Source organism: Labedaea rhizosphaerae, from assembly GCF_004362825.1.
GTDB lineage: Bacteria > Actinomycetota > Actinomycetes > Mycobacteriales > Pseudonocardiaceae > Labedaea > Labedaea rhizosphaerae.
Genome location: NZ_SNXZ01000001.1, coordinates 105,492 through 131,556 on the forward strand (window position 1 = coordinate 105,492; position 26,065 = coordinate 131,556).

25 protein-coding genes and 1 riboswitch are annotated in these 26,065 nt (G+C 70.9%); of the genes, 9 read left to right on the forward strand and 16 right to left on the reverse strand.

Annotated elements, in window-relative coordinates; genetic code table 11:
* Positions 1-37: 37 nt before the first annotated feature.
* A complete protein-coding gene (locus EV186_RS00465; protein WP_133847114.1) occupies positions 38-217 on the forward strand; it encodes a hypothetical protein in 180 nt (59 codons plus the stop codon).
* A 168-nt stretch (positions 218-385) separates the two neighbouring features.
* The gene (gene trpS, locus EV186_RS00470) at positions 386-1,324 is read left to right on the forward strand and encodes a tryptophan--tRNA ligase (protein WP_133847115.1); all 939 of its coding nucleotides are present in this window, start codon (positions 386-388) and stop codon (positions 1,322-1,324) included.
* Positions 1,325-1,371: 47 nt separating this feature from the next.
* Here the strand turns inward: trpS and EV186_RS40415 are convergent, their stop codons facing one another.
* From EV186_RS40415 to EV186_RS00495, 5 genes are all read right to left on the reverse strand, one after another.
* Complete coding sequence (locus EV186_RS40415; RefSeq protein ID WP_279538264.1) at positions 1,372-2,079, reverse strand: (deoxy)nucleoside triphosphate pyrophosphohydrolase; 708 nt, start codon at positions 2,077-2,079, stop codon at positions 1,372-1,374.
* Between the two features lie 10 nt (positions 2,080-2,089).
* Positions 2,090-3,409: a sensor histidine kinase gene (locus tag EV186_RS00480; protein WP_133847116.1), complete on the reverse strand. Its 1,320-nt coding sequence runs from the start codon at positions 3,407-3,409 to the stop codon at positions 2,090-2,092.
* A 12-nt stretch (positions 3,410-3,421) separates the two neighbouring features.
* Positions 3,422-4,141 carry a response regulator transcription factor gene (locus EV186_RS00485; protein ID WP_133847117.1) on the reverse strand — a complete coding sequence of 240 codons (720 nt, stop codon included), beginning with the start codon at positions 4,139-4,141 and terminating at the stop codon, positions 3,422-3,424.
* Between the two features lie 92 nt (positions 4,142-4,233).
* Positions 4,234-4,878 carry a hypothetical protein gene (locus tag EV186_RS00490; RefSeq protein WP_133847118.1) on the reverse strand — a complete coding sequence of 215 codons (645 nt, stop codon included), beginning with the start codon at positions 4,876-4,878 and terminating at the stop codon, positions 4,234-4,236.
* A gap of 62 nt (positions 4,879-4,940) precedes the next feature.
* The gene (locus EV186_RS00495; RefSeq protein ID WP_341814110.1) at positions 4,941-6,155 is read right to left on the reverse strand and encodes a helix-turn-helix domain-containing protein; all 1,215 of its coding nucleotides are present in this window, start codon (positions 6,153-6,155) and stop codon (positions 4,941-4,943) included.
* Between the two features lie 180 nt (positions 6,156-6,335).
* Here EV186_RS00495 and EV186_RS00500 point away from each other — a divergent pair, with 180 nt between their 5' ends.
* From EV186_RS00500 to EV186_RS00510, 3 genes are read left to right on the forward strand one after another with little or no spacing between them, the layout of a single operon-like run.
* Positions 6,336-7,406, forward strand: a complete 1,071-nt coding sequence (locus EV186_RS00500) for a LolA family protein (protein WP_133847119.1) — start codon at positions 6,336-6,338, stop codon at positions 7,404-7,406.
* Positions 7,403-8,410, forward strand: coding sequence for an ABC transporter ATP-binding protein (locus tag EV186_RS00505; RefSeq protein ID WP_133847120.1), 1,008 nt, complete (start codon positions 7,403-7,405; stop codon positions 8,408-8,410). Before EV186_RS00500 ends, EV186_RS00505 begins: the two co-directional genes overlap by 4 nt.
* Before the next feature lie 17 nt (positions 8,411-8,427).
* Positions 8,428-9,282: an ABC transporter permease subunit gene (locus EV186_RS00510; RefSeq protein ID WP_133848648.1), complete on the forward strand. Its 855-nt coding sequence runs from the start codon at positions 8,428-8,430 to the stop codon at positions 9,280-9,282.
* Here EV186_RS00510 and EV186_RS00515 read toward each other — a convergent pair.
* The 4 genes from EV186_RS00515 to EV186_RS00530 are packed head-to-tail and all read right to left on the reverse strand — an operon-like array spanning position 9,240 to position 13,671.
* A complete protein-coding gene (locus tag EV186_RS00515; protein ID WP_133847121.1) occupies positions 9,240-9,965 on the reverse strand; it encodes a DUF2306 domain-containing protein in 726 nt (241 codons plus the stop codon). The genes EV186_RS00510 and EV186_RS00515 overlap by 43 nt on opposite strands.
* 49 nt (positions 9,966-10,014) lie before the next feature.
* Positions 10,015-11,043, reverse strand: coding sequence for an ABC transporter ATP-binding protein (locus tag EV186_RS00520; RefSeq protein ID WP_133847122.1), 1,029 nt, complete (start codon positions 11,041-11,043; stop codon positions 10,015-10,017).
* Between the two features lie 13 nt (positions 11,044-11,056).
* Positions 11,057-12,661: an ABC transporter permease gene (locus tag EV186_RS00525; protein WP_243753747.1), complete on the reverse strand. Its 1,605-nt coding sequence runs from the start codon at positions 12,659-12,661 to the stop codon at positions 11,057-11,059.
* Positions 12,637-13,671: a thiamine ABC transporter substrate-binding protein gene (locus EV186_RS00530; RefSeq protein ID WP_133847123.1), complete on the reverse strand. Its 1,035-nt coding sequence runs from the start codon at positions 13,669-13,671 to the stop codon at positions 12,637-12,639. The genes EV186_RS00525 and EV186_RS00530 overlap by 25 nt, the downstream gene beginning before the upstream one ends.
* Before the next feature lie 19 nt (positions 13,672-13,690).
* Positions 13,691-13,806, reverse strand: a riboswitch (TPP riboswitch).
* Positions 13,807-13,895: 89 nt separating this feature from the next.
* Between EV186_RS00530 and EV186_RS00535 the strand changes: the two genes are divergently transcribed.
* Complete coding sequence (locus EV186_RS00535) at positions 13,896-14,195, forward strand: 4a-hydroxytetrahydrobiopterin dehydratase (protein ID WP_133847124.1); 300 nt, start codon at positions 13,896-13,898, stop codon at positions 14,193-14,195.
* Positions 14,196-14,211: 16 nt separating this feature from the next.
* The gene (locus EV186_RS40420) at positions 14,212-14,334 is read left to right on the forward strand and encodes a hypothetical protein (protein WP_279538265.1); all 123 of its coding nucleotides are present in this window, start codon (positions 14,212-14,214) and stop codon (positions 14,332-14,334) included.
* Here EV186_RS40420 and EV186_RS00540 read toward each other — a convergent pair.
* Positions 14,331-14,933, reverse strand: a complete 603-nt coding sequence (locus EV186_RS00540; protein WP_133847125.1) for a TetR/AcrR family transcriptional regulator — start codon at positions 14,931-14,933, stop codon at positions 14,331-14,333. The genes EV186_RS40420 and EV186_RS00540 overlap by 4 nt on opposite strands.
* A gap of 75 nt (positions 14,934-15,008) precedes the next feature.
* Between EV186_RS00540 and EV186_RS00545 the strand changes: the two genes are divergently transcribed.
* The gene (locus EV186_RS00545) at positions 15,009-15,413 is read left to right on the forward strand and encodes a DUF4345 domain-containing protein (protein WP_243753748.1); all 405 of its coding nucleotides are present in this window, start codon (positions 15,009-15,011) and stop codon (positions 15,411-15,413) included.
* A 49-nt stretch (positions 15,414-15,462) separates the two neighbouring features.
* On the opposite strand, the gene EV186_RS00550 is transcribed toward EV186_RS00545, so the two are convergent.
* From EV186_RS00550 to ychF, 4 genes are all read right to left on the reverse strand, one after another.
* Complete coding sequence (locus EV186_RS00550; protein WP_133847126.1) at positions 15,463-15,822, reverse strand: VOC family protein; 360 nt, start codon at positions 15,820-15,822, stop codon at positions 15,463-15,465.
* 36 nt (positions 15,823-15,858) lie between these two features.
* Positions 15,859-16,476: a TMEM175 family protein gene (locus tag EV186_RS00555; protein WP_166658971.1), complete on the reverse strand. Its 618-nt coding sequence runs from the start codon at positions 16,474-16,476 to the stop codon at positions 15,859-15,861.
* 22 nt (positions 16,477-16,498) lie between these two features.
* Positions 16,499-17,170 carry an NADPH-dependent F420 reductase gene (locus tag EV186_RS00560; RefSeq protein WP_133847128.1) on the reverse strand — a complete coding sequence of 224 codons (672 nt, stop codon included), beginning with the start codon at positions 17,168-17,170 and terminating at the stop codon, positions 16,499-16,501.
* Between the two features lie 91 nt (positions 17,171-17,261).
* The gene (gene ychF / locus EV186_RS00565; protein WP_133847129.1) at positions 17,262-18,335 is read right to left on the reverse strand and encodes a redox-regulated ATPase YchF; all 1,074 of its coding nucleotides are present in this window, start codon (positions 18,333-18,335) and stop codon (positions 17,262-17,264) included.
* A gap of 248 nt (positions 18,336-18,583) precedes the next feature.
* On the opposite strand from ychF, the gene EV186_RS00570 reads away from it, so the two are divergent.
* Entirely contained in the window at positions 18,584-21,835 is a 3,252-nt protein-coding gene (locus tag EV186_RS00570; protein ID WP_166658972.1) for a S8 family serine peptidase, read from the forward strand.
* Between the two features lie 59 nt (positions 21,836-21,894).
* Here EV186_RS00570 and EV186_RS00575 read toward each other — a convergent pair whose 3' ends face one another.
* On the reverse strand, positions 21,895-24,831 hold the full coding sequence (locus tag EV186_RS00575) for an AAA family ATPase (RefSeq protein WP_133847130.1): 2,937 nt from the start codon (positions 24,829-24,831) through the stop codon (positions 21,895-21,897).
* A gap of 3 nt (positions 24,832-24,834) precedes the next feature.
* Entirely contained in the window at positions 24,835-25,980 is a 1,146-nt protein-coding gene (locus EV186_RS00580) for an exonuclease SbcCD subunit D (RefSeq protein WP_133847131.1), read from the reverse strand.
* Between the last annotated feature and the right edge of the window lie 85 nt (positions 25,981-26,065).

The window sequence follows — 26,065 nt, forward strand, 5'->3', positions numbered from 1 at the left end:
AACCTAACTTGGACCGGATGCGCTGGACGGAGGCCCCGTGGGGAAGAAGAAGAAAAAGGCGAAGAAGGGTCCGCCGCGCAGCCCCGCCGACACCGTCAAGAAGCTGATGAAGGCCGGCAAGGTCAAGAAGAAGTGCTGCCGGTCCACCTCGCGGTGCAAGAAGTGCCCCGTGCTGGCCCTGCGCAAGGCAAAAGCCCAGTTCGCGAAGGCCGCATGACACGCTATTCTTTCAATATGGGCGCACGTACGACCATGTGGTGGCCGCCGACCGGCGGCTGACCCGACGTGCCCTGACAGCACTCCACGGCCGCCCGGGTGGGCGGCCTTCGTCATTTTTGCGAGGGGCACTCGCGGCGGGCGGTCCCCGAAAGAAGGGACGCCCGCAGTGACCAGGATCTCCGGCATCACCCCGTCCGGCCACGCCCAGCTCGGCAACTACCTCGGCGCCATTCGCCGCTGGGCCGCCGACGGCGCCGACGGCGACCTCTACTTCGTCTCCGACCTGCACGCCATGACCACGGCCTACCACCCGCAGCGACTGCGTTCGCTGGCCCGGGAGACCCTGGCGATCCTGGTGGCGGCCGGGATCCCGCAGGACCGCGTGTTCGTGCAGTCCGACCTGATCCGCGAGATCGGCGCGCTGACCTGGGTGCTGGAGTGCACGTGCACCTACGGCGAGGCCTCGCGGATGACCCAGTTCAAGGAGAAGAGCCGGAGCAAGGGCGTGCAGGGCGTGCGGGTCGGGCTCTTCACCTACCCCGTCCTGATGGCGGCGGACATCCTCCTGCAGGGCGCGACCGAGGTTCCGGTGGGCGCCGACCAGGCGCAGCACGTGGAGCTGGCGCGCGCACTGGCCCGGCGGTTCAACACGACCTACGGCGACGTGTTCGCGGTCCCGGAAGCGGTGACCCCGCCGGCCGCGGCACGCGTGCGTGACCTCGCCAAACCCACCCGCAAGATGTCGAAGTCCACTCGCGACAGCGCGGGCGTCGTGGCGCTGCTGGACGACCCGGACGTGGTCCGGCGCAAGATCCGGCGCGCGGTCACCGACGAGGACGGCGTGGCCAACCTGCTGGAGATCCTCGCCGCCTGCACCGGCAAGTCCACCGACGAGCTGGCCAGCGCGTACGCGGGCAACGAGGCGTTGAAGGAGGCCGTCACCGAGGCCGTGGTCGAGCAGCTGCGGCCGATGCGCGAGGGTGCGCTCGCCCTGCTCGCGGACCCGGCTTCGCTGGACCAGGTGCAGGCCGCGGGGGCCGACATGGCCCGGCGCCGCGGCGAGCACCGGCTGGCGGCCGCGCTGCGGATGGCGGGGGCGAGTTGAAGACGCCGGCTTGACGACGCGGGCCTGACGACGCGGGCTTGGGGACGTCAGCGGCGCAGCAGCGCACGCAGTTCCGGCAGCAGGACCCGATCGGCGGGGAGCCAGTCCACGGCACCGAGCGTGCCGTCCGTGAGCCAGCGGACGGCCTGGTGCTCGCGGGGTTTCGGTTCCCCGTCGACCAGTCCGGCCCGGTAGGAACGCAACAGGTACTTCCCGCCGGCCAGCACGACGTCCGGCCCGAAGGCCCCGCCCGGTTCGACGTCGACGCCCAGTTCCTCCCGGCATTCCCGGCGCACGGCGTCCACTTCGGACTCACCCGGCTCCACGCGGCCGCCCGGCAACTCCCAGCGCCCGGCCGTCTCGGGCGGGAAAGCCCGTTGCTGGGCAAGGACTTCCTCATCCTGGATGATCGCGGTCGCCACCACGACGGGGACCTGCGCGAGCTCCCGAGCGCGGCGAGCGGCCCGCTCGGCGAGCCCCTCGACCAACGCCAGCGCCCGCCGCCGGCCGATCCGTCCGTCCACTGTGGCCGTGAGCAACGTGCCCGCCGGGGTCACCGCCAGATCCGCCGCGAGTTGCCGCGGCGGCCCGGACAACGCCACCGCGCTCACCCGCCGCGCGGACGCCTCGACCAGCCGCGCCCGCACCCGTCCGACCGTCAGCGGATCCCCCGGCGCCACCGAACCCGCCAGTTCGAGCAAGGCGGCGGCCACGACACTGGCGGGCGCGTCGATCAACGCGGTGGTGCGATACACGAACCCAGTCTCAGCCACACCGCCAGCGTGCCTGGAAGCGGGCACCGCCGGCGGGTGACTCCGACACCCGCACCTGGCCGCCGCGCCGGTGCACCACTTCGGCCACCAGGGCCAGCCCGAGGCCGGACCCGCCGGTGCTGCGGGCGCGGTCGTCCTGCACCCGGTAGAACCGGTCGAACACCCGCTTGCGGTGCTCACGGGCGATGCCGTGGCCGTCGTCGTCGACGGTGAGCACGACCCAGCCGACACCACGAAGGACGGACACCCGCACCTCGGCACGCGCGTAACGCAGGGCGTTGCGCAGGTAGTTGTCCAGCACCATGTCGACCTCGACCGGCGCGGCCTGCACCCAGCACGACCCGCTCGGCGCGTGCAGGCTCACCCGCAGGTCCTGCTCGCCGAGGCGGGCGATGGCGGCGCGGGCGAACGCCGTCACGTCGATCGGTTGCGCGGCCGGGATCTCCCCCGCGTCGGAGCGGGCGAGGGTGAGCAGGCCATCGACCAGGGTGGACAGGCGCTCGGCCTCCAGCATCACGTCGGAGAGCACTTCGTGGGAGAACTCGGGATCCGGGTTGGCCACGGCGACTTCGGCCTGCACGCGGATCGACGCGACGGGGTTGCGCAGCTCGTGCGCGGCGTCGCCGGTGAAGCGGCGCAGGCGGTCGGCGGCCTCGTCGCGTCGGGCGAGCAGCCCGTTCAACGCCCCGGCCAGCTCACGCAGCTCGTCCTGCGCCTCGGGCAACGCCAAACGCTCACCGGAGGGCAACCGCGACGCGTCCTGGCGCAGCCGCTGCACCGGGCGCATCGACAGGCGCACCACCACCCAGGTGGCCACCGACGCGGCCGCCGCGCCGAGCAGGGCGGCGAGCAGCAGCCAGCGCAGCGCACCCTCTTGGATGGGCACGTAGCCGATCAGGCCCGCGCCCGCGACGACGAGGCGTTGCGAGCCGTCGGGAGCCGTCGCCACCGTGCCGAGCCAGCGGTGCACGGGCGAGTCCTGGTCGCGCAGCAAGGTTTCGCCGGACTTGAGCACCCGCACGTCCCGGGCGTCGAGCAGGGGCGCCGGGGCGCCGTCCACCGGGGCACCGGCGGTGTCCAGCACCCGCACCTGCACGTCCGGCGGCCCCGCGGTGACCGGCTTGCCCGCCTGGACGTCGGCGACCGCGACACTCAGCCGGGCACCGAGATCGCGGTCCACCGCGTGCAACAGCAGGTCGCTGGTCATCCGCCCGCTGAGGAAGGCCAGGCCCGCCAGCACGAGCAGGGTGATCAGGCCGGACGTGGCCGTGATCCGGAACCGCACGGTGCGGCGCAACCAGAACGAGCGCAAGGGTCGCGGACCTCAGCGTCGGGGCGCGGCGGCGCTGATCGCGGCTTCGAGCTGTTCGGTGGCGGCGAGGTAGCCGTGGCCGCGCACGGTGCGCACGATCCCGCCCGCGCCCGCCGCGTCGAGCTTGCGTCGCAGGTAGCCGACGTAGACCTCGACGGCGTTGCGGGTGGCGGCCTGCTCGTCGCCCCAGACCGCGCGCAGCAGTTCGTCCTTGGTGACCACCGAGCCGGCCCGGCACGCCAGCGCCTCCAGCACGGCGAACTCGCGCGGGCTCAACGCGATCGGCTGCCCGGCGAAGCGCACCTGCCTGCTCCCCCGGTCCACCGCGAGGTCGCCGACGCTGAGCTTCTGCCCCGCCCCGGTCGCCTCCGCGCGCCGCAACATCGCCTTGACCTGCGCGACCAGCACGACGAAGGAGAACGGCTTGACCAGGTAGCCGTCCGCGCCGAGGTCGAGCCCGTCAGCCTGGTCGATCTCGCCGTCCTTGGCCGACACCAACAGCACGGGCGTGCGCACGTGCCGCTCACGCAGCCGTTGCAACACCCGGTAGCCGGACAGGCCCGGCAGCATGATGTCCAGCAGGATCACGTCGAACGCCCCGGTCAGCGCGATGTCCAGGGCGCTGACCCCGTCCCCCGCGACGACCACGTCCATCCCCTCGGCGGCCAGCCCGCGCTGCAAGGCCCGCCGCACACCCGGCTCGTCGTCGACCACAAGCACCCGTGGTTTCACCTGCTCAGCATGCCCTGCCGGGCAAGCACACCGCGCCAGGCTCTCAGCCCGTTCTCAGCTGCGCCGGCGATCTCAGCGCACCTTCATCATCACTACGCGCGTACGTCATCCACTTCGATCACCGTGCAGTCCTGCAGCGTACGAGCGAGGTTCACCGCCTTCACCCAGCGGATTCTGGGGTCGTCCAGGAAAACGGTCGCGTCTTCGACGGCCCTCGGGCGCTGACCGCCGGTGTACCGGGCACCTCGGACGGCCGTGATCGGGTACCGCCTGGCGCGAACCGCGACCGCGCCACGGCGCAAGGCCGGACACAGCCGAACCGAGAGGTGCACGCAAGGCCGGCAGACCGGCGGTTCGACGGCAGCCATGCGGGCCGGCCAGTCCGGCCAGTCGTCACGGTGATCCGTCAGCAACCACAGGACGCCGTCTTCGTCCCGATCGGCCGGGCCGCCGCAGACACCGCACAGGAGCATGCGCATGGCCCGTCGTTGCCGGAACGGATGCACTCGCGCGAACAGCGGGCGCCCCTCACCGGGACGCTGTGCGGCCCGGGCCCACAGGACGCCATGCCGATCACGGTCGTTCGGCTTCTCGTCGGCATAGCCGATACCCCCGCCGACCTCGATCACGGTGCCCGGTGGATCGACCTCCGAGCTCCATTTCGTGATGTAGGGCGCAATGACGGGCTTTGGTGTGGGCCTGACAACCGCAGCTTTGTTACGACTCGCCGATTTCACGGAGATGACGTTAGGTTCGACCCAAATCGGGTCTTTCACAAGATGTGAACGTCCCGGTGAGATCACCCGTTCGGGGCTACTCCCATGCGCCACGCCAGGCCGCGAAGTTCCCGGCCGCCCGCCTCACGTTGTGCCGCGGACAGCAGATGAGACACCGCTTCCCGCGCGAACACATTGGTCCGCAGCTGATGCGGTGCGAGTTGTTCCGCACGAACCAATGCGGCCAGGCCCTTCTCGCGGGTCTTGCGCTCAGCCAGCAGACCTCGCCCATAGTCGATCCAAAACGACGCTTGCCGACCACGTGAGATGGTGTCGACGTGAACGGTCGACGCGACTTCGGCGACTCGCGGACCCTGACCCAACTCAACGCCTATCGCCACGGAAAAGATACCGACGTTCGTCCGGCCGAATTGCATGATCCCGGACGGCCAAGGACTTACTTCGGCGTCCAGCCGGCCGGCGAACTCGCGGGCAGCGGCAAGGTGGGTCTGGGCGGTATCCGCATCGTTCTGCGCCGCCGCGGCAAGCGCCGCGGTGAGGTGCGCCATGCCACGCGTTTCTGCTCGACCAGCCTGCATCCGATCGGCAACAGCTACCGCCAGCTCGTACTGGCGAGCGCGGTTGGTCGCGGACAGGAAATGCGCACGGCCCCAGTCGGCCACGGCCATCCACACGGGATCGTCGAGTTCGCCTGCGACCTGCCGCATCCGGTCGGCCGCCAGCGAAGGCATACCCGGAATCCGCAGGCGAGCGGCGATGCTGCCCGCGACGTGATACGCGGTGAGCAGCGGCGGCAGGGCTTCCCGGCGTGCATCCGGGTCGACCGCCGCGACGAGCAGATCACGGATCAACGGGGCGAGCGTGTCGATCTGAGCGGTGTAGTCACCAGCCGCGGTGGTACCGGAGTTTCGCGCCGCGTGAAAGGAATTCAGTCGAGCCAGCACTTCCGGCAACGGCCGCCGGGGCGCGTCCGGTACCTCACCGACCCACCACCCGCCGAGCAAGTCGGCCAAGGTGGCCATCGCCGTGTGGGAGTCGGCAGCTCCCGCATCCGACATGCCGTGTGGTTGCCCGGTCAGCTCGACGGGCGAGACGCGCAGAGCACGGGCCAGCGCCTCCAGCACCGAACGCTTGGTCACCGGTCGCTGACCACGTTCGATCATCGACAAGTACGACGGCGACAACCCCGCGAGTCCGGCGGTCGCGGTCAGGTTCATCTGTCGCCAATGCCGCACCTCACGGACTCGGCGTCCGACATGGGCATCATCGATGTCCACGGATCACCTCCCCGTCGGTTCCACGTTACCGGCAGACGAGCCCCGGCAAGCTCTACGTCCAGGTGCCGGGCTCTCAGCGACCTCTCAGCTCCCGAAGCGATCTCAGCGCCATCTCAGGTCGGGGGCGGCAGTGTCTGTGGTGCGGGAAGATTCGCAGTGGATGAAATGGGGAGATGAACGATGAACACGAAACGGATGGCTCTGTCCGCCGCGGCGGCGGGCACCGCCGCCGGGGTGGTCGGTCTGGTGCTGGTGGCGTTGCCCGCCGGGGCCAGCGCGGCGCCGCCGAACCTGCCGGCGATCAGCCCCGAGGCGCTGGTCCAGTCGGTGCTCTCGGCCAAGGTGCCCGCCATGTCGGGCTCGGTGAGCTTCGACGCCGACCTCGGCCTGCCGATCCCCGGCCTGCCCAGCGGTGACAAGCCGATCCGGGTGTTCACCGACGGCACCGGCAAGGCGAAGCTGCTGCTGCCGACCGGCCCGGCGGAGAAGTCGATCGTCGAGGACGGCAAGGACGTCTGGATCTGGAACTCCCAGGACCAGACCGTGACCAAGATCGACGGCGGCGCGGACAAGAAGTTCCACGGCGGGATGTCCGAGGGCATGCTGGCCGACCCGCAGAACGCGGCCGCGACGCTGGTCTCGGAGATGCGCAAGGACAGCAACGTCACCGTGGACGGCACCGGCTGGGTCGCCGACCGCTCGGTGTACGAGCTGGTGCTGACGCCGAAGCCGACCGAGCGCACGCTGCTGCGTGAGGTGCGGGTCGCGGTGGACAGCCAGTTGCGGGTGCCGCTGCAGCTCGAGGTCTTCGCCAACGGCCAGTCCGACCCGGCGGTGAAGGTCGGCTTCACCGAGTTCGCCCCGGGCGCGCAGGACCCGAAGCTGTTCACCTTCACCCCGCCGCCCGGCGCGAAGGTGACCGAGCGCTCCGGCAACGACCTGCCCAAGCCCGAGGAGGCCAAGGGCCTGATCGACCAGCTGCAGCTCAAGGTGGTCGGCCACGGCTGGGACACCGTCCTGGTCGGCAAGGTGCCCGCGGGCGTGCTCGGCGCGACCCCGCAAAACGGCGGGGACAAGCACGGGTTCGACCCGATGCAGCTGATCAAGAGCATGGGCACCAAGGTGCAGGGTCCGTTCGGCAGCGGCGTCGCGATCAAGGCGTCGGTCGGCACGATCCTCATCGCCGCCGACGGCCGCGTGGCCATCGGCGCGGTGCCGCAGCAGGTGCTCGTCGAAGCACTGGGCAAGTGAGCACTGAATTGGCCGCAGGGGCGGGCGTGGCGCAGGCCGCGCCCGCCCCGGTCGCGCTCGCGGCGCGGACCAGGGGGCTGCGCAAGCTGTACCGCGGCACGGTCGCCGTCGACCACGTGGACCTCGACGTCCCGCAGGGCAGCGTGCTCGGCATGCTCGGCCCGAACGGGTCGGGCAAGACCACGACGATCCGGATGCTGCTCGGCCTGACCGTGCCCACCGCGGGCACCGTCGAGCTGCTCGGCGTGCCGATGCCCGAGCAGGCCGAGGTGGCCTTGCCCGAGGTCGGCGCGCTCGTGGAAGGCCCCGGCTTCCACTCGTTCCTGTCCGGCCGGGACAACCTGCTGCGCCTGGCCGCCGCCGAGCCCATGCTGGCCGGCAAGGCGATCCCGGGGGCGGTCGAGGACGCGCTCGCCCGGGTCCGGCTCACCGACGCGGCCGACCGGCGTTTCCGCGGTTACTCGCTCGGCATGAAGCAGCGCCTCGGCCTGGCCGCCGCGCTGCTGGTGCCGCGCCGGCTGGTCGTGCTCGACGAGCCGACCAACGGGCTCGACCCGGCGGGCACCCGCGAGGTGCGCGAGGTGATCGGCCAGCTGCACGCGGCCGGCACCACGGTGCTGGTGTCCTCGCACCTGCTGGCCGAGGTCGAGGCGACGTGCACGCACGTCGCGGTGCTGCACCGCGGCACGGTGGTGGCCCAGGGGGAACTGGCCACCCTGCTGGAGGCCGGCAGCCCGGCCCTGGTCGTGTCCACACCGGACGGTGACAAGGCGGTGGAGGCGTTGCGGGACAAGCGGATCCCGGCGCGTTCCCTGCCCGACGGGTTGCAGGTGGACCTGACGACCACCACCGCACCCGAGGTGGTGGCGATCCTGGTGGGGGCCGGGGTCGCCGTGCACGAAGTGCGCAAGCAGCGCACCGGGCTCGAGGAGCTGTTCGCCCGGCTCACCGAATCCGGTGACGCCCAACCCGATGTCGACGGCCAAGAGGAGGGGTGGCTGTGACCACCGAAGTCGTTGGCATGACGGCACTGCCGGTCGGTGCGAGCCGACCGCGGCGGGCGCCGCTCGGCCGGTTGCTGCGCTCGGAGTTGCGCTGGGTGTTCCGCCGGCCGCGCACGCTGGTCGGCATCGGTCTGCTCGGGCTGGCCCCGATCGTCATCGGGGTCGCGACGCTCTTCGTCACCTCGGGCGTGACCGGCGACCCCGAGCAGGGTCCGCCGATCACCGCGCTCGGCGGCAGCGCGCTGACGCTGCCGGTGATCAGCCTGTCGATGCTTCTGCTGTTCCTGTTGCCGCTCGTGGCGTCCATCGCCGCGGCCGACGCGATCGCGGGGGAATCGGCGTCCGGCACGTTGCGCGGGCTGCTCGTCGCGCCGGTCGGCCGGTTGCGGCTGCTCGCGGTCAAGATGGTCGGGGTCATGGCGGTGATCACCGCGGCGGTCCTGGTGATCACCGTGGTCGCGGTCGTGACCGGGCTGATCCTGCACGGCACCAGCGGCCTGGTCACGTTGTCGGGCACCACGCTGTCGCTGGGTGAGTCGCTCGGCCGGGTCACCGTCACGGTCGGCTGGGTGCTGCTGCAACTCTGGGCGGTGGCCGCGATCGCGCTCGCCGTGTCGGCGTGCACCGAGCACCCGCTGGTGGTGCTGAGCACGGTGATCGGCGGCCTGATCGTGATCGGCATCCTGGGCAGCCTGCCGGTGCTGGACTGGCTGCAACCGTTCCTGCTCAGCGACAACTGGACGGCGGGCGCGGACGTCCTGCGCGATCCGGTCTACACCGGCGACATGGGCACGAGCGCGTTGCGTGCGCTCTGCTACCTGGTGATCGGCTACTCGCTGGCCGTCGCCCGGATGGCCACCAAGGATTCCTGACCCCGGTGGTGGCGCCTGCGGGGCTTGCGCTGCAGGCGCCACTCGGTCAGCACCAGCACGCTGGTGAACGACACCCACGCCGACAACGCCGCGATCGACTGCCGCAACGCGAGTTCGCTGCCGCCGAACGTGGTGTCCAGTTGCGGGGTCAGCACGATCACCCAGAGCACGCCCCACAGCCGGTTGGCGATGATCGAGAACGTCAGGGCCACGCTGCGGATCATCCACTTGCGGTGCTCGCCGTAGCGGTGCGCCCGCGCGGCACGCAACCCGTTGACGGTGAAGGTCAGCCACAGCACCGCGCCCAGCACGTCCCCGGCCGCGGTCGCCGGCCCGAACGGGCTCACCGCACCGATCGACAAGGCCAGCAACCCGCCGGGTAGCACGCCCGCGAAGACGTAGAGCCGCCCGGACACACGGTGCACCTTCGGGTGGTTGCGCCGAAGCCACGGCCAGACCTGCATGACCGCGGTCAGCATGGCGATCGACCCGAAGGTCACGTGCCCGACGAGCAACGGGTAGTGCCACGGGTGATCCGGCGACTTGACCAGTGAGATGGCTCGGTCGAAGGACAGGTAGCGCGGCAGCGAGAACGCCACGAACGCCACCGCGATCACGGCGAGCGGCCCCACCCAGGGCCGGCGCCACCACGTCTGTGCACTTGCTTTCCCCAGCGTCGTCATGGGGTTGACGCTATGAGTGGATCTTCGTCGCGCCCATGGGCGCAGATCGTCAGTGTGCGGTGGGGTTTCCCCTACTGTGCAGGACCGCGATGCCGTCCGCGTCCAGGCCGAGCCGGACCTCGTCGCCCGGCTCCGGCGCGCCGAGCGTCGGCGCGACCGCGGCCACGACCCGGTCGCCGACCTCGATGGTAAGCCGCACGTGGTCGCGCCGGTGCACGCGTGCGGTGACCCTGCCGCGCACCGAACCGGCGCCGACCCGGACCGCGCTGGGGTGCAGGCCGAGCCTGGCCGGGCCGTCCGGCACCGCGAGCTCGACCGGGCCCAGGTCGGTCTTCACCACCCCGTCACTCGCCACGGCGTCGAGGATCGTGGTGACGCCGAGGAATTCGGCGGTCTGGTCGTCGGCCGGCCACCGGTACACCTCGTCCGGCGTGCCGACCTGCGTGATCCGCCCGGCCCGCAGGACCGCCACCCGGTCGGCCACGGTGAACGCCTCGTCCTGGTCGTGGGTGACCAGCAACGCGGTCGTGCCCGCCGTACGCAACACCTCGGCGAGATCCACCGCGAGCTGGTCGCGCAGCGCTCTGTCCAAAGCGGACAGTGGCTCGTCGAGCAGCAGCAGCTTCGGCTTCGGCGCGAGCGCGCGGGCCAGCGCGACCCGCTGCTGCTCGCCGCCGGACAGCTCGGTCACCTTGCGCCGCTGGTAACCCGCGAGCCCGACCATCCTCAGCAACTCGGCCACGCGGTCCGCGCGGCGCGCCGCGGGCACCCGCGCCATCCGCAGCCCGAACGCCACGTTGCCCGCCACATCGCGGTGCGGGAACAGCTGCCCGTCCTGGAACACCAGCCCGAAACCCCTGCGGTGCACCGCAATCCCGGCCAGATCCACACCATCCCACTCGACGACGCCGCCGGACAGCGGTTCGAGCCCGGCGACCGCACGCAGCAACGTCGACTTGCCGGAGCCGGACGGGCCAAGCAGCGCCAGCACCTCACCGTCGGCCACCTCGAGGTCGGCGTCGGCCACCGCGGTGAAGTCGCGGTACCGCACGGTCACGCCGGAAAGTCGCAGCACCATCAGAACTCCCCTGTCAGAATTCCCCGAGCGCGCCGGAACCGATCCACTCCACCAGCAGCACCACCGCGATCGTCACCAGCATCAACACCGTGCAGGCCGCGTAGGCCATCTGGTTGTTCAGCTCGCCGGGCCGCGACAGCAGCCGCGCGATCGCCACCGGCAGCGTCGGGATGTCCGGCCGGGCAAGGAAACTGGTCGCGCCGAACTCACCGAGCGCGACCACGTAACCGAACGCGGCCGCGGCCAGCACCGACCGCCCGGCCAGCGGCAGGTCGACCTCGCGCCACACCCGCAGCCGGCCCGCGCCCATGGTCGCCGCGGCTTGGCGCAACCGGACGTCCACCGACCGCAGCACCGGCAGGACCATCCGGATCACCAGCGGCGTCACGACGAGCGCCTGCGCGAGCGGCACCAGCAGCGGCGACGTGCGCAGGTCGCCGGGCAGCGCGCCGAGCGTGATCAGGTAGCCGAACCCGACGGTCACCGCGGACACGCCGAGCGGCAGCATCATCGCGGCGTCCACGAGTTCGACCACCGTGCCCCGGGTTCGCCCGCGCCGCAACGACACCAGCACCACCGACGCGACGATCCCCAGGCCCAGCGCGAGCAGTGTCGCGTCGGTCGCCGCGCGCAGCGAGTTCTCCGCCGCCGTCCACCCCGACACCACGAGGGTCCCGGACGTGCCGGTGCCGGCCAGCGCGCGATACCCGGCGAACCCGGAGGTCAGCGAACGGGCCACGAGGGAGCCGATCGGGACCAGGAGCAGGACCAGCACCGCGCAGGCCAGCCCGACCACGGCCCACTCGCCGCCACGCGGCCGGCGTGCGGTCTCCTTGGCCGACCGCAGGCGCAGCGCGGTTTCCCGGCGTCGCCGCGCCAGCGCCCCGGCGCTCAACGCGGCGATCACGGCCAGCAGTTGCAACAGCGACAACGCCGACGCGGTCGGCAGGTCCAGCATCTCCACCGTGCGCAGGTAGATCTCGGTCTCCAGCGTCCGGTAGTGGGCCCCGCCGAGGATCAGCACCACGCCGAAGCTGGTGGCGCAGAACAGGAACACGATCGCGGCCGCCGACCCGATGGCCGGCGCGAGCTGCGGCAACACCACCGACGTGAACGCCCGCGCCGGGGACGCGCCGAGCGCCTTCGCCGCGTCCTCGGCCCGCCGGTCGGTGTGCGCCCACAACCCGGCGACCGTGCGCGCCACGACCGCCACGTTGAAGAACGCGTTGGCCAGCACGATCGTCCACGCGCCGCCGCCGGGCAGCAGGACCTTGAACGCCAGGCCCACCACCACGGTCGGCAGCACGAACGGCACCAGCACGACGACCCGCACCAGCCATCGGCCGGGCAGCCGCACGCGCGCGAGCAGGAACGCCACCGGCAGCCCGGCGAGCACCGCGACCACCGTCGACCCGGCGGCCTGCGCGAGCGTGAACCCGACCAGTTTCCACGTGTCCGGATCGGCGAGCGTGGGCAGCACCGAGCCCGACCGCAGACCGAGCGAGACGATCGCGACCACCGGCCACGCGAAGAACACGGCCAGGAAACCCAGCGGTACCAGGGCCAGCGCGGCGAGGCCGGCCCCGGCGCGGGTCAGCCCTGGACCAGCGAACGCCACTGCCGGATCCACCCGTCGCGGCCCTGCTGGATCCGGTCACCGGGCATGGTGATCGGGTTGGCCGGCAGCGGGGCCGCCTGCTGCCACTCCTTCGGCAGGGCAACGCCCTGCAGCGACGGGTACACGTACATCTGACCCGGCACATCGGCCTGGAACCGCGGCGACAGCAGGAAGTCGAGCACCTTCTTGGCGTCCTCGGGGTTCTTCGCACCCTGCAGCACGCCCGCGTACTCGACCTGGCGGAAGCAGGTGTCGAGCATCGCGGCGGTGCGCGGCTTGCCGTCCTTGCCGAGCTCCGCCGACGGCGAGGACGCGTACGAGACCACGATCGCCTTCGGGCCCTTGCCGGACGAGCCGGAGAAGTCCTGGCTGTAGGCCTCTTCCCAGCCGCTGACCACCTTCATGCCGCCGGCCTTGAGCTTCGACCAGTAGGGCTGCCAGCCGTTCTCGCCGAAGTGCGCGATCGTGGCCAGCAGGAACGCCAGGCCCGGCGAGGACGTCTGCGGGTCCTCGACGACGAGCTGGCTCGCGTACTTCGGGTCGGTGAGGTCCTCGAAGGTCTTCGGCCCGTTCTCGAACCTCCGCACGTCGTAGTTCAGGCAGACGTCGCCGAGGTCGATCGCGGTCAGCCGGTGGCTGGCGTCGACGTCGTAGCGCTGCGGGCCCTTGCTCGCCTGCGGGCTGGTGTAGGGCGCGAACACGCCCTCGTTGAGCGCGCGCGTGGCGAAGGTGTTGTCGATGCCGAAGGCGAGGTCGCCGATCGGATTCGCCTTGGTGAGCACCAGCTGGTTGGTCAGCGCACCGGCGTCGCCGGCCGCGTGCACCTCGATGGTGATGCCCGTGTCCTTCTTGAACTGCTCGAACAGGGTCTTGGTGTAGGCGAACGAGTCGTGGGTGACCAGGACGACCTTGTGGTCGGACGGTGCCGCGCTGCCGCCGCTTTCCAGCGAGCAGCTGGCGAGCATGGGAATTGCCGCCAGTGCGATGGCGGTGGTGAGCATTCTGCGCATGGGTTCCTCCTCGCGGACGCACCAAAGGAACCGGCCCTCCCTGCGCCGGCATGACCCGGATCAGGTGTGGACGGTCGAGGGCTAGCGAGCCCTCCTCTCAGCCCGGCGCACTACCGGACTCCCGTGGCAGCACAGACTCTACCTTTCGCGGTGCGGCCGGATCCGCGAGCTGACCGCTCGCACCTCGCGCTGCACGGGCTTGCCCCGGGGTCCACCATGGGGGCATGGCTGAGGTGTTCGGTGACGAGGAGATCAACTCGGCGCTCGGCTCGCTGCCCGGCTGGGAGCGCGAGGGCGACGCCCTGGTCCGCACGGTCGAGCTGGCCGACTTCCCGCAGGCCATCCAGGTGGTGGCGCGGGTCGCCGAGATCGCGGAGAACGACAACCACCACCCGGACATCGACATCCGGTGGCGGACGTTGACCTTCCGCTGCAGCACCCATTCGGCGGGCGGGGTGACCGCGTCGGATGTCTCGCTGGCGCAGGAGATCAACGGAGTGATCGAGGCATTCCGGAGCGCGTGACGGTAAGTTCATGACCATGCCGGCGTGGCTTTGGATCATGATCGCTGTCGTGGCGTTGCTCGGTGTGCTCAACCTCGTCGTGCGTCCGCGCAGACGCCGTGAGGAAGACCTGGAAGTCCAGCCGGAAACCGACGGCTAGGCACTGTCCTGCGGCGGCGCCGGCACCTCGAACGGCGCCAGCGCTCCCCACAACGCACCCAGGCAGACCTCGCGCAGCTCGGCCTGGGAGTACGCCGCACCGCTCAGCCAGTCCACGCACAGCGTGCGCACGAACACCAGCCAGCCGGTCAGCACGGACGAGACCGCGTCCCGCTTCCGCCCGGCCAGCCCGGCGGCGTCGAGCAGGCGCAGGCGCAACGCGGCCAGCTCGTCGTCGATGATCGTCTGGATGACGACGTCACCGGCGAGCGAGCGGTTGGCGGCGAGCACCGTGTTGCGGTTGGCGGCGAAGTAGTCGATGTGCGCGTCGAGCGCCGCGGCCACCTGACCGGCGACAGGCACGCCGGGCTCGAACACCGACGCGGCCAGCAGCCGGTCCGCGGCCTGGCGGTAGATCGCCGCGAACAGGTCGCGCTTGGCCGGGAAGTAGCGGTAGAGCAGCGCCCTCGACACGCCCGCGCGCTCGGCGACCTCCTCCATCAGCACGTCCTCGTACGGCTTGGCCGCGAACAGGCGTGCGCCGGTCTCGAGCAGCTCGGCTCGACGTTCGGCAGGCGCCAGCCTGCGGCGTTTGTCCACGCGGACACCTTACTTGACACGTGTCTACTAAGGGTCCTACCGTGCCGTTAGTAGACACGCATCTACTAAGCGGGGGTGGCGTTCGTGCTCAAGTGGTTGCGGTGGCTCATGGTGGCCATGGGCGTCGCCTGCGTGGCGATCGGCGCGTTCCACGTCGTGCTCGGCATCGCGTCGGTGCCCGGCGAAGGCGCGACGGGCGCGACGGTCGACAGCCGCGAACGCTTCTACAACGCGATCTTCCTCGGCTACGGGGTCGCGTGGCTCTGGGCGGCGCGGCAGTCGCCGATCTCGGCCACGGTGGTGCGCTGGCTCGCCGGCATCTTCGCCCTCGGCGCCGTCGGACGCCTGCTGTCCCTGGCGGTCCACGGGGCGCCGCACTGGTTCCAGCTCCCCCTCATCGGCCTCGAGGTCGTGCTCCCTCCGGTGTACTTCTGGCTGGCGACGGCCGCGCAGCCGCGCCCATCGGCCGCTGCACGCTGACCGGGTCGTGCGGCCGGCAGCGACCGTGCTGAGCCGCTGCCGGACGCCGTCAGCTGACGCAGAGGCAGAACGGGTGGCCCGCCGGGTCGAGGAAGACGCGGAAGGTCTCGCCGGGCTGCGTGTCCGCTTTCGTCGCCCCGATCGCGAGGACCTCCTTCTCGCCCTCGTCGAGGTCCGGGACCATCACGTCGAGGTGCATCTGCTGCGGTGCGTCCTGGCCCGGCCACTCGGGCGCCTTGTAGTCGGCGACCTGCTGGAAGCAGATGCAGTTCGAGCCGTCCTCGGGCCGGATCTCCGCCCAGCCGTCGTCGGTCTTCACGCCCCAGCCGAGTAGCTCGCCGTAGAACTTCGCGAGCGCGGCCGCATCCGGGCAGTCGATGACGAAGCTTGGATAACGTGCGATAGCCATGCCGGCGACCGTACCGACGACCACCGACAAAGCCGGTCACACGCGCCAGGGCAGCCGAGGCGAGAACACGAAGAACAGCTGGACGACCGCGAGCGCCACGATGCTGGCGACCGGGTTGAGCAACGCGCCGAGCGCGGCGACCGCGTACAACGCCTGGGCCAGCACCAGCCGCCGCCGCACCAGCACCATGCCCGGCTGCCCCTCCTCGTCCACCAACCGGGCGCGGTTCACGTGCGCCACCACCCAGGCCAGGCAGACGCCGAGCATCGCGAGGTTGAACCAGTACAGACCCACCGCGAGCGCCAAGTGCATGTGGTCGGCGAGCACGGACGCGGTGAACGGCAGCGTCGTGACGAAGAACAAGAACGCCAGGCACGCCCACACCAGGTGCCGGTCGGAGCCGGAACACAAGCGCAGCAACGTGTGCAGTGCGAGCCAGAAGGTCGCGAGCATGGTGAAGCTGAGCGCGTAGGCGGCCAGCTGCGGCGCGAGCCCGGCGAGCTGGTCCCACAGGGCGTGGTTGCTTTCGGCGGACTCCGCCGGCAGCCGGAGGTCGAGCACGAGCAAGGTCATCGCGATGGCGAACACGCCGTCCACCAACGTGTTGACCCGCTCGATGCTGCGGCCGGATAACTGGTTGTACGCGGTCGTCATGTCGCGCATGGTGCCGTAAAACTCACCGCACGACGCGGTAGTTGAAGTCGGCGGTGCCCAGCGCGTTCATCAACGAGACCCAGGCGGGCAACATCATCTCCAGGGCGCGCGCCTCGACGATGCCACCGAGGTCGTGGATCGTCTCCCACCCGTATTCGCGCATCAACGCCTTGACCGCGTCCTTGGCCGCCGCGTCGTCCCCCGCGACGAACATGTCGTGCGCGCCGCCGCCCAATCCCGCCGGGTTCACCTGAACGCCGGCCGTGACCGTGCAGAACCCTTTGACCACAGCGGTTTCCGGGAGCGCGCGCTGCACCTGCTCGCCGAGCGAGTCGGTGTTGCACACGGTGAGCGTCAGCCGTCCGCTGGAGAAGTCGAGCGGGTTGCTGGCGTCCACCAATGTCCGGCCCGCGAGCGCGCTACGGAGCCCTTCGAGGACCTGCACGACGACGTCCCCGTTGAGCGCCGAGATCACCAGGTCCACATCGGATACGGCGTCGGCGAACGTGCGCAGCCCCGCGTCCGGGTGGGCGTCCTGCCACCGCGAGTAGGTCTCCCCGGTGAACCCTTCCTTGGTCGACGCGAGCGTGGCGTCGACGTCCTTGGTGCCGACCCGCACCTCGTGCCCGAGCTCCAGCAACCGAGCCGCGTGCGCGCGGCCCACCATCCCCGTCCCCAGAACGGCGACCTTCATGCCAACCTCGTAATCCTGAGCGGCCCGACGACCGGGCCGTGTGCGGGTCAGCGTAAAAGCTCAGCCTTACTGGAGGTCAACACCGGAAACCTCAGACGTTGAAGCGGAACTCGACCACGTCGCCATCGGCCATGACGTAGTCCTTGCCCTCCATGCGGACCTTGCCCGCCGCCTTGGCCGCCGCCATCGAGCCCGCTTCCATCAAGTCGTCGTAAGACACGATCTCCGCCTTGATGAAGCCGCGCTCGAAGTCGGTGTGGATCACGCCGGCCGCCTGCGGGGCGGTCGCGCCCTTCGGGATGGTCCACGCGCGCGACTCCTTGGGCCCCGCCGTCAGGTAGGTCTGCAGCCCCAGCGTGTGGAAACCGGCCCGCGCCAAGGCGTGCAGGCCCGGCTCGGGCTGGCCGATCGACTCCAGCAGCTCGATCGTCGACTCCTCGTCGAGCTCCAGCAGCTCGGCCTCGACCTTCGCGTCCAGGAACACGGCGTCGGCAGGGGCGACCAGCTCGGCCAGCTCGGCGCGGCGCGCCTCGTCGGTCAGCACGCCCTCGTCCGCGTTGAAGACGTAGAGGAACGGCTTCGTCGTCAGCAGGCTCAGCTCCCGCAACGGCTCGACGTCCAGGCCGGCCGCGAACAGGGTCCGGCCGGAGTCGAGCACCTGCCGCGCCTCGATCGCCGCGTCGAGGGCCGGCTTGCGGTCCTTGTGCGTGCGGGCCTCCTTCTCCAGCCGCGGGACCGCCTTCTCCAGCGTCTGCAGGTCGGCGAGGATCAGCTCGGTGTTGATCGTCTCGATGTCCGCCGACGGGTCGATCCGGCCGTCCACGTGCACCACGTCCGGGTCGTCGAAGACACGGATGACCTGGCAGATGGCGTTGGCCTCGCGGATGTTGGCGAGGAACTTGTTGCCGAGGCCCGCGCCCTCGGACGCACCCTTGACGATGCCCGCGATGTCTACGAACGACACCGTGGCGGGCACCGTGCGGGCGCTCTCGAAGAGCTTGGCGAGCGCGTCGAGCCGTGGATCGGGCAGCGGCACGACGCCGACGTTGGGCTCGATCGTGGCGAACGGGTAGTTCGCGGCGAGCACGTCGTTGTTGGTCAGCGCGTTGAACAAGGTGGACTTGCCCACGTTGGGCAGGCCGACGATGCCGAGGGTCAGGCTCACGACGATCGAGTCTAAGTGGGGCCTTTTGCGGTGTAACGCCGGGACTACGGCAACTGTGAATGCCGCAGATCGGACGCATTAGCCCAATTGGACGCTAGCCGACACTCCATCGATCAGTAACACTCCGTGAGCGCTGTTAGGGGTCGTTCACCCGTACCGGCGCCATCTTCGGCAGGGCCCCCAGTCGGGGGTTGCACAGGGTTCTGACGAAGGCCTGGTGTGTCACCTGCTGAGGAAGGAACCACGACGTGACAAGACGTCACTCGCGTGTCCGGGGCACGATCGCCCTCGGACTCGCACTCAGTACCGCCGTCACGGGTGCGGCGCTGATCGTCCTACCTACCGCCGCGGCCGCGGACCCGGCCCCCAACGCCGATGGCCCGAGCATCGGCAAGCACGACGAGCAGCTGGTCGACGCGGCCAAGCAAAAGGGCGAGAAGACCGTCACGGTGCTCGTCTCGACCAAGAAGGGCCAGGCCGAGAAGGCCGCCCAGGGCCTGGAAAACGCCGGGGCCAAGGTCGACGTCCAGAACAACGAGATGGGCTACATCCGGGCCGAGGTGCCCGTCGACCAGGCCAAGCAGCTGCGCAAGATCGCCGGCGTGAGCGCGGTGGACATCGACGACACCGTGAAGATCAACGACCCGGCCCCCGAGGGCCAGATCGTTCCGCTGCCGCAGACCCCGCCGAGCGCCAGCACGCCGCGGGTCAACCCCTACATGCCAACCGGTGACATCAAGTCAGCGCAGTTCGTCAACCAGCACCCGACCTGGGACGGCCGCGGCGTGACCGTCGGCATCGTCGACACCGGCATCGACCTCGGCCACCCGTCGCTGACCACCACCAGCACGGGCGAGCGCAAGGTCGTCGACTGGGTCACCTACACGGACCCGGCGTTCGCGGGCGACACCAACGCCGACAACGACCCGACCTGGCTGCGGATGACCACTCCCGTGTCCGGGCCGACGTTCACCGCGAACGGCGTCACCTACACCGCGCCCAGCGGCGCTCCTGCCGACCTGACGTTCGCCACGTTCAACGAGCGCGACTCGCGCCTGGGCGGCGAGCTCGGCAACGACGTCAACCGCGACGGCAACCCGGCCGGCAGCAGCGGCGTGTTCGGCGTCCTCTACAGCAAGTCGACGGCCAAGGTCTGGGTCGACTCCGACCAGAACAACACCTTCGCCGACAACGCCGCCATGACCGACTACAAGGTCAACTACGACGTCGGCCACTTCGGCACCGACAACCCGGCGACGGCGATCAGCGAGCAGATGCCGTTCGTCGTGCAGACCGACCCGGCCGACAACGAGGTCAACATCGGCATCGTGTCCGGCGAGCACGGTTCGCACGTGGCGGGCATCGTCGCGGGCAACAAGTTCTTCGGCGGCAACATGAGCGGTGCGGCGCCCGGCGCCAAGCTGGTCTCGATCCGCGCTTGCTTGTTCATCGCGGGCTGCACCAACCACGCGCTGCTGGAAGGCATGATCTACGCGGCGCGCGACGCGCACGTCGACGTGATCAACATGTCGATCGGTGGCCTGCCGGCCCTCAACGACGGCAACAACGCGCGCGCCGAGCTCTACACGTCGCTGATCGACACCTACGGCGTGCAGATGTTCATCTCCGCGGGCAACGACGGCGCGGGCGTGAACTCCATCGGTGACCCCGCGGTCGCCGACCATGTGGTGAGCGTCGGCTCGTACATCAGCAAGGACACCTGGAAGGCCAACTACGGCTCGATCGTCAACGAGCCGGAGAACATGCACCCGTTCTCCTCGCGTGGTCCGCGTGAGGACGGTGGCTTCCAGCCGCTGCTGATCGCCCCTGGTGCGGCGATCTCGTCGACCCCGACGTGGGAGGCGCCTGGACCGGTTGGCGGCACGTACGACCTGCCGCCGGGTTACTCGATGCTTCAGGGCACCTCGATGGCGTCGCCGCAGGCGGCCGGCGCGGGTGCATTGCTGGTGAGCGCGGCCAAGGCCCGCGGTGTGTCGCACAACCCGGCGCAGCTGCGCCTGGCCCTGACCACCACGACCAAGGCGATCGACCACTACCAGGCCTACGAGCAGGGCAACGGCCTGATCGACGTGAACCGGGCGTGGGGTCTGCTCTCCGAAGGCCTGAACCCGGTCACGATCACCTCGTCCGTGCCGGTGCACACGCTGCTGTCCGGGTTCCTGAAGACCCCGGGCATCGGTACCGGCATCTACGACCGTGAGGGCGTCAACGCGGGCGACGACTACACCCGCACGTACACCTTCACCCGGACCACGGGCCCGGACCGCAACGTCACCTACAAGGCGTTCTTCGAGCTGAACGACGGCACCTTCTCCGGACCGCCGTCGATCGTGCTCCCGTTGAACACCCCGGTGACGTACACGGTGCGGGTGCACCCGACCACCGCGGGCGTCCACTCCGCGTCGCTGTACCTGGACGACCTGTCCAACAGCGGCATCGAGTTCGCCACCCTGAACACGGTGATCGCGGCGGAGAACTTCACCGCGGCGAACAACTACACGGTGGTCCACTCCGGCGACATCGGCCGCAACCGGACGACGAGCTACTTCTTCCGGGTGCCCGCGAACACGCCGGCCTTCAAGGTCGACCTCGCGGGTGGCGGTGACACGCCGGGCGCCGGTCAGATCCGGTTCCTGCGTTACCACCCGTACGGCACGCACCTCGAGACGAACCAGAGCCCGAACTGCTACAACCCGCCTGCTCCTGGCGGGAGTTGCGACCTGGGCAGCCCGACCAGCCGCACGGTCAGCAACCCGCAGGCCGGTGTCTGGGAGGTCACGGTCGAGGCACGGCGCACGTCGGACACCCAGTTCGCGCCGTACACCCTGACCGCGTCCGTGCTGGGCGCCACGATCGCGCCGAACCCCGACGTGATCGCGTCCGGCACGCTCGGCCAGCCGATCAACCGGTCCTACACGCTGACCAACCAGTTCGGTGCCTTCAACGGCCGGGGCGCGGGCAGCGCACTGGGCAGCGCGAAGGTGGCCACGCCGACCATCGCCAACGGCGCTCAGCAGCCGTTCCAGGTGACCGTGCCGGCAGGCACCACCTCGCTGCGGGCGAAGATCGGCGGGACGTCGGACCACGGGGCGGACCTCGACCTGTTCGCGTACTACTGCGCCACCCCCAGCACCTGCGTGCTGCGGGCGCAGAGCGCGGGCAGCTCGGCCGAGGAACAGCTGACGGTCGCCAACCCGACCGTGGGCCAGTGGGTCATCCTGGTTGACGGGTTCGCCGTGCCGAACGGCTCGACGACCTACAACTACCTGGATGTGCTGTCCAGCTCGGCCTACGGCAGCATCGCGGTGGCGGACGCCAACGCACCGCGTGCCGCAGGCGCCCAGTGGACGGTCAACGCCACCGTCACACCGATGGCCGCACCCGGGGCCGGTCGTGTCCTCTACGGCAACGTCGAGGCACGCACCGACACCAACGTGCTCGTCGGAACGGCGGACGTGATCGTCCAGTCGGTCAGCTAGCACCGATCGCGTGGGCCCCGGTTCGGCAGACTCCTGCCGGGCCGGGGCTTTCGCTTTTCTCAGCCCATGCGCACCTCGACCGTCGAGCCGGTGCGGGACTTGTGAACGTGCAGCTGCGCGGGGATCCGGTGCCGCAGTTCGTCCACATGCGACACGATGCCGACCACCCGCCCGCCGGCCCGCAGCTCGTCGAGGGTGTTCATCACCTCGTCCAGCGTGTTCGCGTCGAGCGTCCCGAAGCCCTCGTCGACGAACAACGTGTCCAGCATCGCGCCCCCGCTCTCGGCGGCGACGACGTCGGCCAGCCCGAGCGCAAGGGCAAGGGAGGCAAGGAAGGTCTCGCCACCGGACAACGTCTTCGCCGACCGCACCCGCCCCGAGTAGTCGTCCAGGACGTCCAGCGACAGCCCACCCCGGGTGCCGTGGCGACCCGCGGCGGCCGAGTGCACGAACCGGTACCGCCCATGGCTCATCGTCGAGAGCCGGGCCGAGGCGGCGACCCCCAGCTCCGCCATCTTCGCCGCCAGCACGTAGGACCGCAGCGACATCCGCCGCGCGTTCTGCCCACGCCCGTTGACCACGTCGGTGAGCGCGGCCAGCTCCTGGTACTCGGCTTCGACCGGCGCCAGGTCCGCCCAAGCGGCCCGCAGCCGTGCGCTCAGCTCGCCGACCCGCTCCGCGGCGAGCGTCGCCGCCCGCAGCGCCGTGGCTGCTTCCTCCGCCGACACCCGCGCTTGCTCGGCGAACGCGTCCGCGGCCTCGACATCGACGTCCTCGTCGTCGATCCCGGCGAGATCAGGGTCGGCCAAGGTCCGCTCGGCCGCGGCTCGCGCGGCGTCCAGCTCCCCGAGGTCGCGGTCCAGCCGGGCCAGCTCGCCCGGCGGCCGCACCGCGGCCAGGGCCGCCGCCACGGTCGCGAACCCGGCCTCCTCGGCCGCCGCCGCCAGCGCGTCCTGCCGGGTCCGCACCAGCTGCGCGCAGCGGTCCCGTTCGGACCGGCCTGCGGCCAGTTCATCCAGCGCGGCAACGAGTTCGGTCAACGCCGAACGCCTGCTGAGCACGTCGGGATGCTCGCCCCGAGCGACGTCGAGGGTCACCGCCCGCCGCGCGATGGTGTCGGCGAGCCCGTCCGCTTCGGCGTGCACGGCGGCCAACGCCTTGTCGGCCGCCGACTTCTCCTGGGCCTTGGTGTCCGCGAGCGTTTCGAGCTCGGCCGCCTCGCGTTCTCGCCGGTCGCGGGCCCGTGCCAGCTCGGCCGCGGCCCGGCACCGTTCCTCGGCCGCGATCAGCTCCGGGGTCAGCTCGTCGAGACTCCGTCCACCCAGCCGCTCCACCAGCGCCCGCACCCGGAATCGCGCGCCGTGCACGGCCGCCTCGGCCTCGGTCCGCACCGACTGAGCAGCACGCTCGGCCGCGACCGCGCGGCGTTCGTCCGCCTCCCCCACGGTCTCGGCCCCGCCTGTCGCGGGAGCGGGGTGATCCCTCGACCCGCACACCGGGCACCCGGCACCGTCCGCCAATCCCGCGGCCAGCTCGGCGGCCATGCCGTCCAGCCGACGCTGCCGCAGCTCCAGCAGCGCCTCTCTCGCGTTCTGGTGCCGGTCGACCGCCTCGCGCAGGCCGTCCTCGGCGACGACCAGCTCGTCCTGGGCCTTCGGCACGGCCGCGGCGGCCTCGACCAGCTCGCTCAGCTCGTCGCGAGCCGCTCGCAGACCAGGCAGCGCGGCGCCGGCTTCCACGGCGTCGCGCAGCGCCACGCGCGCCCGCTCCAGCCGTGCGGGCAGGCCGGCGAGATCGGCATCGAGCTCCTCGACCAAGCCGGTCAGCCGGCGCCGCTCGCCCTCGAGCCGACGCAACCGGTCCACGTCCTGCCGGTGCTTGCGCTCCTGCTCGACGAGCTCGCCGAGAGCACCGATCTCGGTCCGAACGCGGTCCGCTTCCAGCCGGGCGTCACCCGGCAAGCCCACGCCCCGGTCGACGAGCACCTGCTCCGCCCGTTCGACGGCCACCGCGGCCAACGCCGACTCGCATTCGGCCTCGCGTAAGGCGTCCTGCGGCGACCGCACCGCCATGGCCGACCGTGCCGCGTCGCGTTCGTCGACCCACCGGGCTCGGTCCGCCTCGGCGGCCAGGCACTCGGCGAGCGAAGCGCGGGCCGCCCGCCACCGCCGGATCCGGTCCGCCTTGGCCCGCGCGGCATCGCGTGCGGCGGCGGCCCGTTCGCGCCGAGCGGCCGTGTCCGCGGCCCACTGCACCGCATCGTCGTGTGCCTCGACGACCTGCTTGACCAGCGAGCTGACCCACTCCTGATCGGCGTGCTCCGGCGGCTCCTCGCCCGCCGCCTGCGCCAGGCGAGCGACCAGCACGCGTGCTCGTTGCTTGCCCTCCTCGACCGCGCGGTGGTGCTCGGTGCGCCGCTCCCGGAACCACCGCTCCGCGTGGGCGAACCGCTCGGTGCCGAACAGCTTCTCGAGCAACCGTTCCCGCTCGTCGGTCTCGGCGCGCAGGAACCGGGCGAACTCGCCCTGCGGCAGCAGCACCACCTGGAAGAACTGCTCCTTGCTCATGCCGAGCAGGTGCTGCACCGTGCGGCCGACCTCGTCGATGCGCGTCAACGCGGCGGCCTGCGACCCGTCGAGCCAGCGCAGGGTCGCCTTGGCCGGTTGCGTGGTGAACCCGGTGCCACGCTTCTTCTTGCGCTCGTACTCGGGGCTGCGGGTCAAGCGCAACCGCCGGCCCTGCACGGACAGTTCCAGGGCGACGGCGGTCACCCGGTCGTCCGGCGCGTGGTCGCACCGCAAGCGCTTGGCGTGGTCGCGAACACCGGGCACGGCACCGAACAACGCGAACGCCACGGCGTCCAGCAGCGCCGTCTTGCCCGCTCCAGTGTCGCCGTGCAACAGGAACAACCCGTCGACCGCCAGCTCGTCGAAGTCGATCTCCTCCGTGCCCGGGTAGGGCCCGAAAGCGGTGAGCGTCAACTTGTGCAGCCGCATGGGTCAGTCCTCGTCCCACGCCGCGCCCGCGACCAGTGCCGCGCTCAACAGGTCGCGCTCGGAGTCGGTCGGCTCGTCACCGCGGCAGTCGGCGATGAACCGGTCGGCCAGCTGCCGGTCGTCCAGCCCGGCGCTCGCCCTGGGCCGCAACGGATCAGCGGTCCGGGCGTGGTCTGGCAACCACTGGACGTGCACGGCGTGCGGGAACCTGGTTTGCAGGCTGCGCAAGGCGTCCACCGGCCGCACGGGGTCGGTCAACTCCACCGAGAGGTAAGAGTCGGCAAGGGACTCGTGGGCCGGGTCGGCGAGGATCTCCTCGAGTTCGCCGCGCACGGTCGCGAGCGCCCGCGGCACCGGCAAGAGATGGCGGCGCACGCCGGCCAGCCCGGTCTCGTCGAGATCCACCAGCCAGACCGATTTGTGGTGGCGTGCCTCGGAAAACGAGTACGCCAGCGGACTGCCCGAATAGCGCAGGTGCTCGGCCAGCCGCTGCGGCCCGTGCAGGTGCCCGAGCGCGACGTAGTCCACCCCGTCGAACACCGAGGCGGGCACGTTGGCCACGCCACCGCTGACGATCGGCCGCTCGGAGGCCGACGCCTCGCCGCCGGTGACGAAGGCGTGCGCCAGCACGACGGATCGCGTGCCGTCACGACCCGCCAGGTCCGCACGCACCCGCCGCATGGCCTCGCCGAGCACCGCGGCATGGCCTTGCTGCTCCGGGATTCCCAGCGTGTGCCGTGCCGTTTCCGGCTCCAGGTAAGGGATCCCGTAGATGGCCACCGACCCGTGCTCGTCGCCGACGACCACGGGCCGGTCGAGGTCGTCGACGGCGGTACGCAGGTGCAACCCGCCCTCGGCGGCGAATTGCCCGAACACGCCGAGCCGGGCCGCCGAATCGTGGTTGCCCGCGCTGATCACGATCGTCGCGCCGGCGGCCTTGAGCTTGGCGAGAACGCGGTCGCAGACCTGCGCGGCCTCCGCGGCGGGCACCGCGCGGTCGTAGAGGTCGCCCGCCACCAGCACGACGTCGACCTCTTGCGCCACAACGACTTCCGCGAGCGCGCACAGCACCGACTCCTGCTCGGCGAGCAGGTCGCGGCCGTGGAACGTGCGCCCCACGTGCCAGTCGGAGGTGTGCAGCAGGCGCATGCGATCAAGGTAGAACTGATCACCGACAAAATGGGGGTGCCACGCCGGTTGTTCACTCGAACGTGTGTTCGAGTACGGTTTTTGT

Bases quoted from the DNA above. Each gene is read 5' to 3' on its own strand.
- EV186_RS00500 (WP_133847119.1), top strand. From the start codon at position 6,336: ATGAACACGAAACGGATGGCTCTGTCCGCCGCGGCGGCGGGCACCGCC.
- EV186_RS00510 (WP_133848648.1), top strand. From the start codon at position 8,428: ATGACGGCACTGCCGGTCGGTGCGAGCCGACCGCGGCGGGCGCCGCTC.
- EV186_RS00515 (WP_133847121.1), bottom strand. From the start codon at position 9,965: ATGACGACGCTGGGGAAAGCAAGTGCACAGACGTGGTGGCGCCGGCCC.
- EV186_RS00520 (WP_133847122.1), bottom strand. From the start codon at position 11,043: ATGGTGCTGCGACTTTCCGGCGTGACCGTGCGGTACCGCGACTTCACC.
- EV186_RS00530 (WP_133847123.1), bottom strand. From the start codon at position 13,671: ATGCGCAGAATGCTCACCACCGCCATCGCACTGGCGGCAATTCCCATG.
- EV186_RS00535 (WP_133847124.1), top strand. From the start codon at position 13,896: ATGGCTGAGGTGTTCGGTGACGAGGAGATCAACTCGGCGCTCGGCTCG.
- EV186_RS40420 (WP_279538265.1), top strand. From the start codon at position 14,212: ATGCCGGCGTGGCTTTGGATCATGATCGCTGTCGTGGCGTTGCTCGGT.
- EV186_RS00550 (WP_133847126.1), bottom strand. From the start codon at position 15,822: ATGGCTATCGCACGTTATCCAAGCTTCGTCATCGACTGCCCGGATGCG.
- EV186_RS00555 (WP_166658971.1), bottom strand. From the start codon at position 16,476: ATGACGACCGCGTACAACCAGTTATCCGGCCGCAGCATCGAGCGGGTC.
- EV186_RS00560 (WP_133847128.1), bottom strand. From the start codon at position 17,170: ATGAAGGTCGCCGTTCTGGGGACGGGGATGGTGGGCCGCGCGCACGCG.
- EV186_RS00575 (WP_133847130.1), bottom strand. From the start codon at position 24,831: ATGCGGCTGCACAAGTTGACGCTCACCGCTTTCGGGCCCTACCCGGGC.
- EV186_RS00580 (WP_133847131.1), bottom strand. From the start codon at position 25,980: ATGCGCCTGCTGCACACCTCCGACTGGCACGTGGGGCGCACGTTCCAC.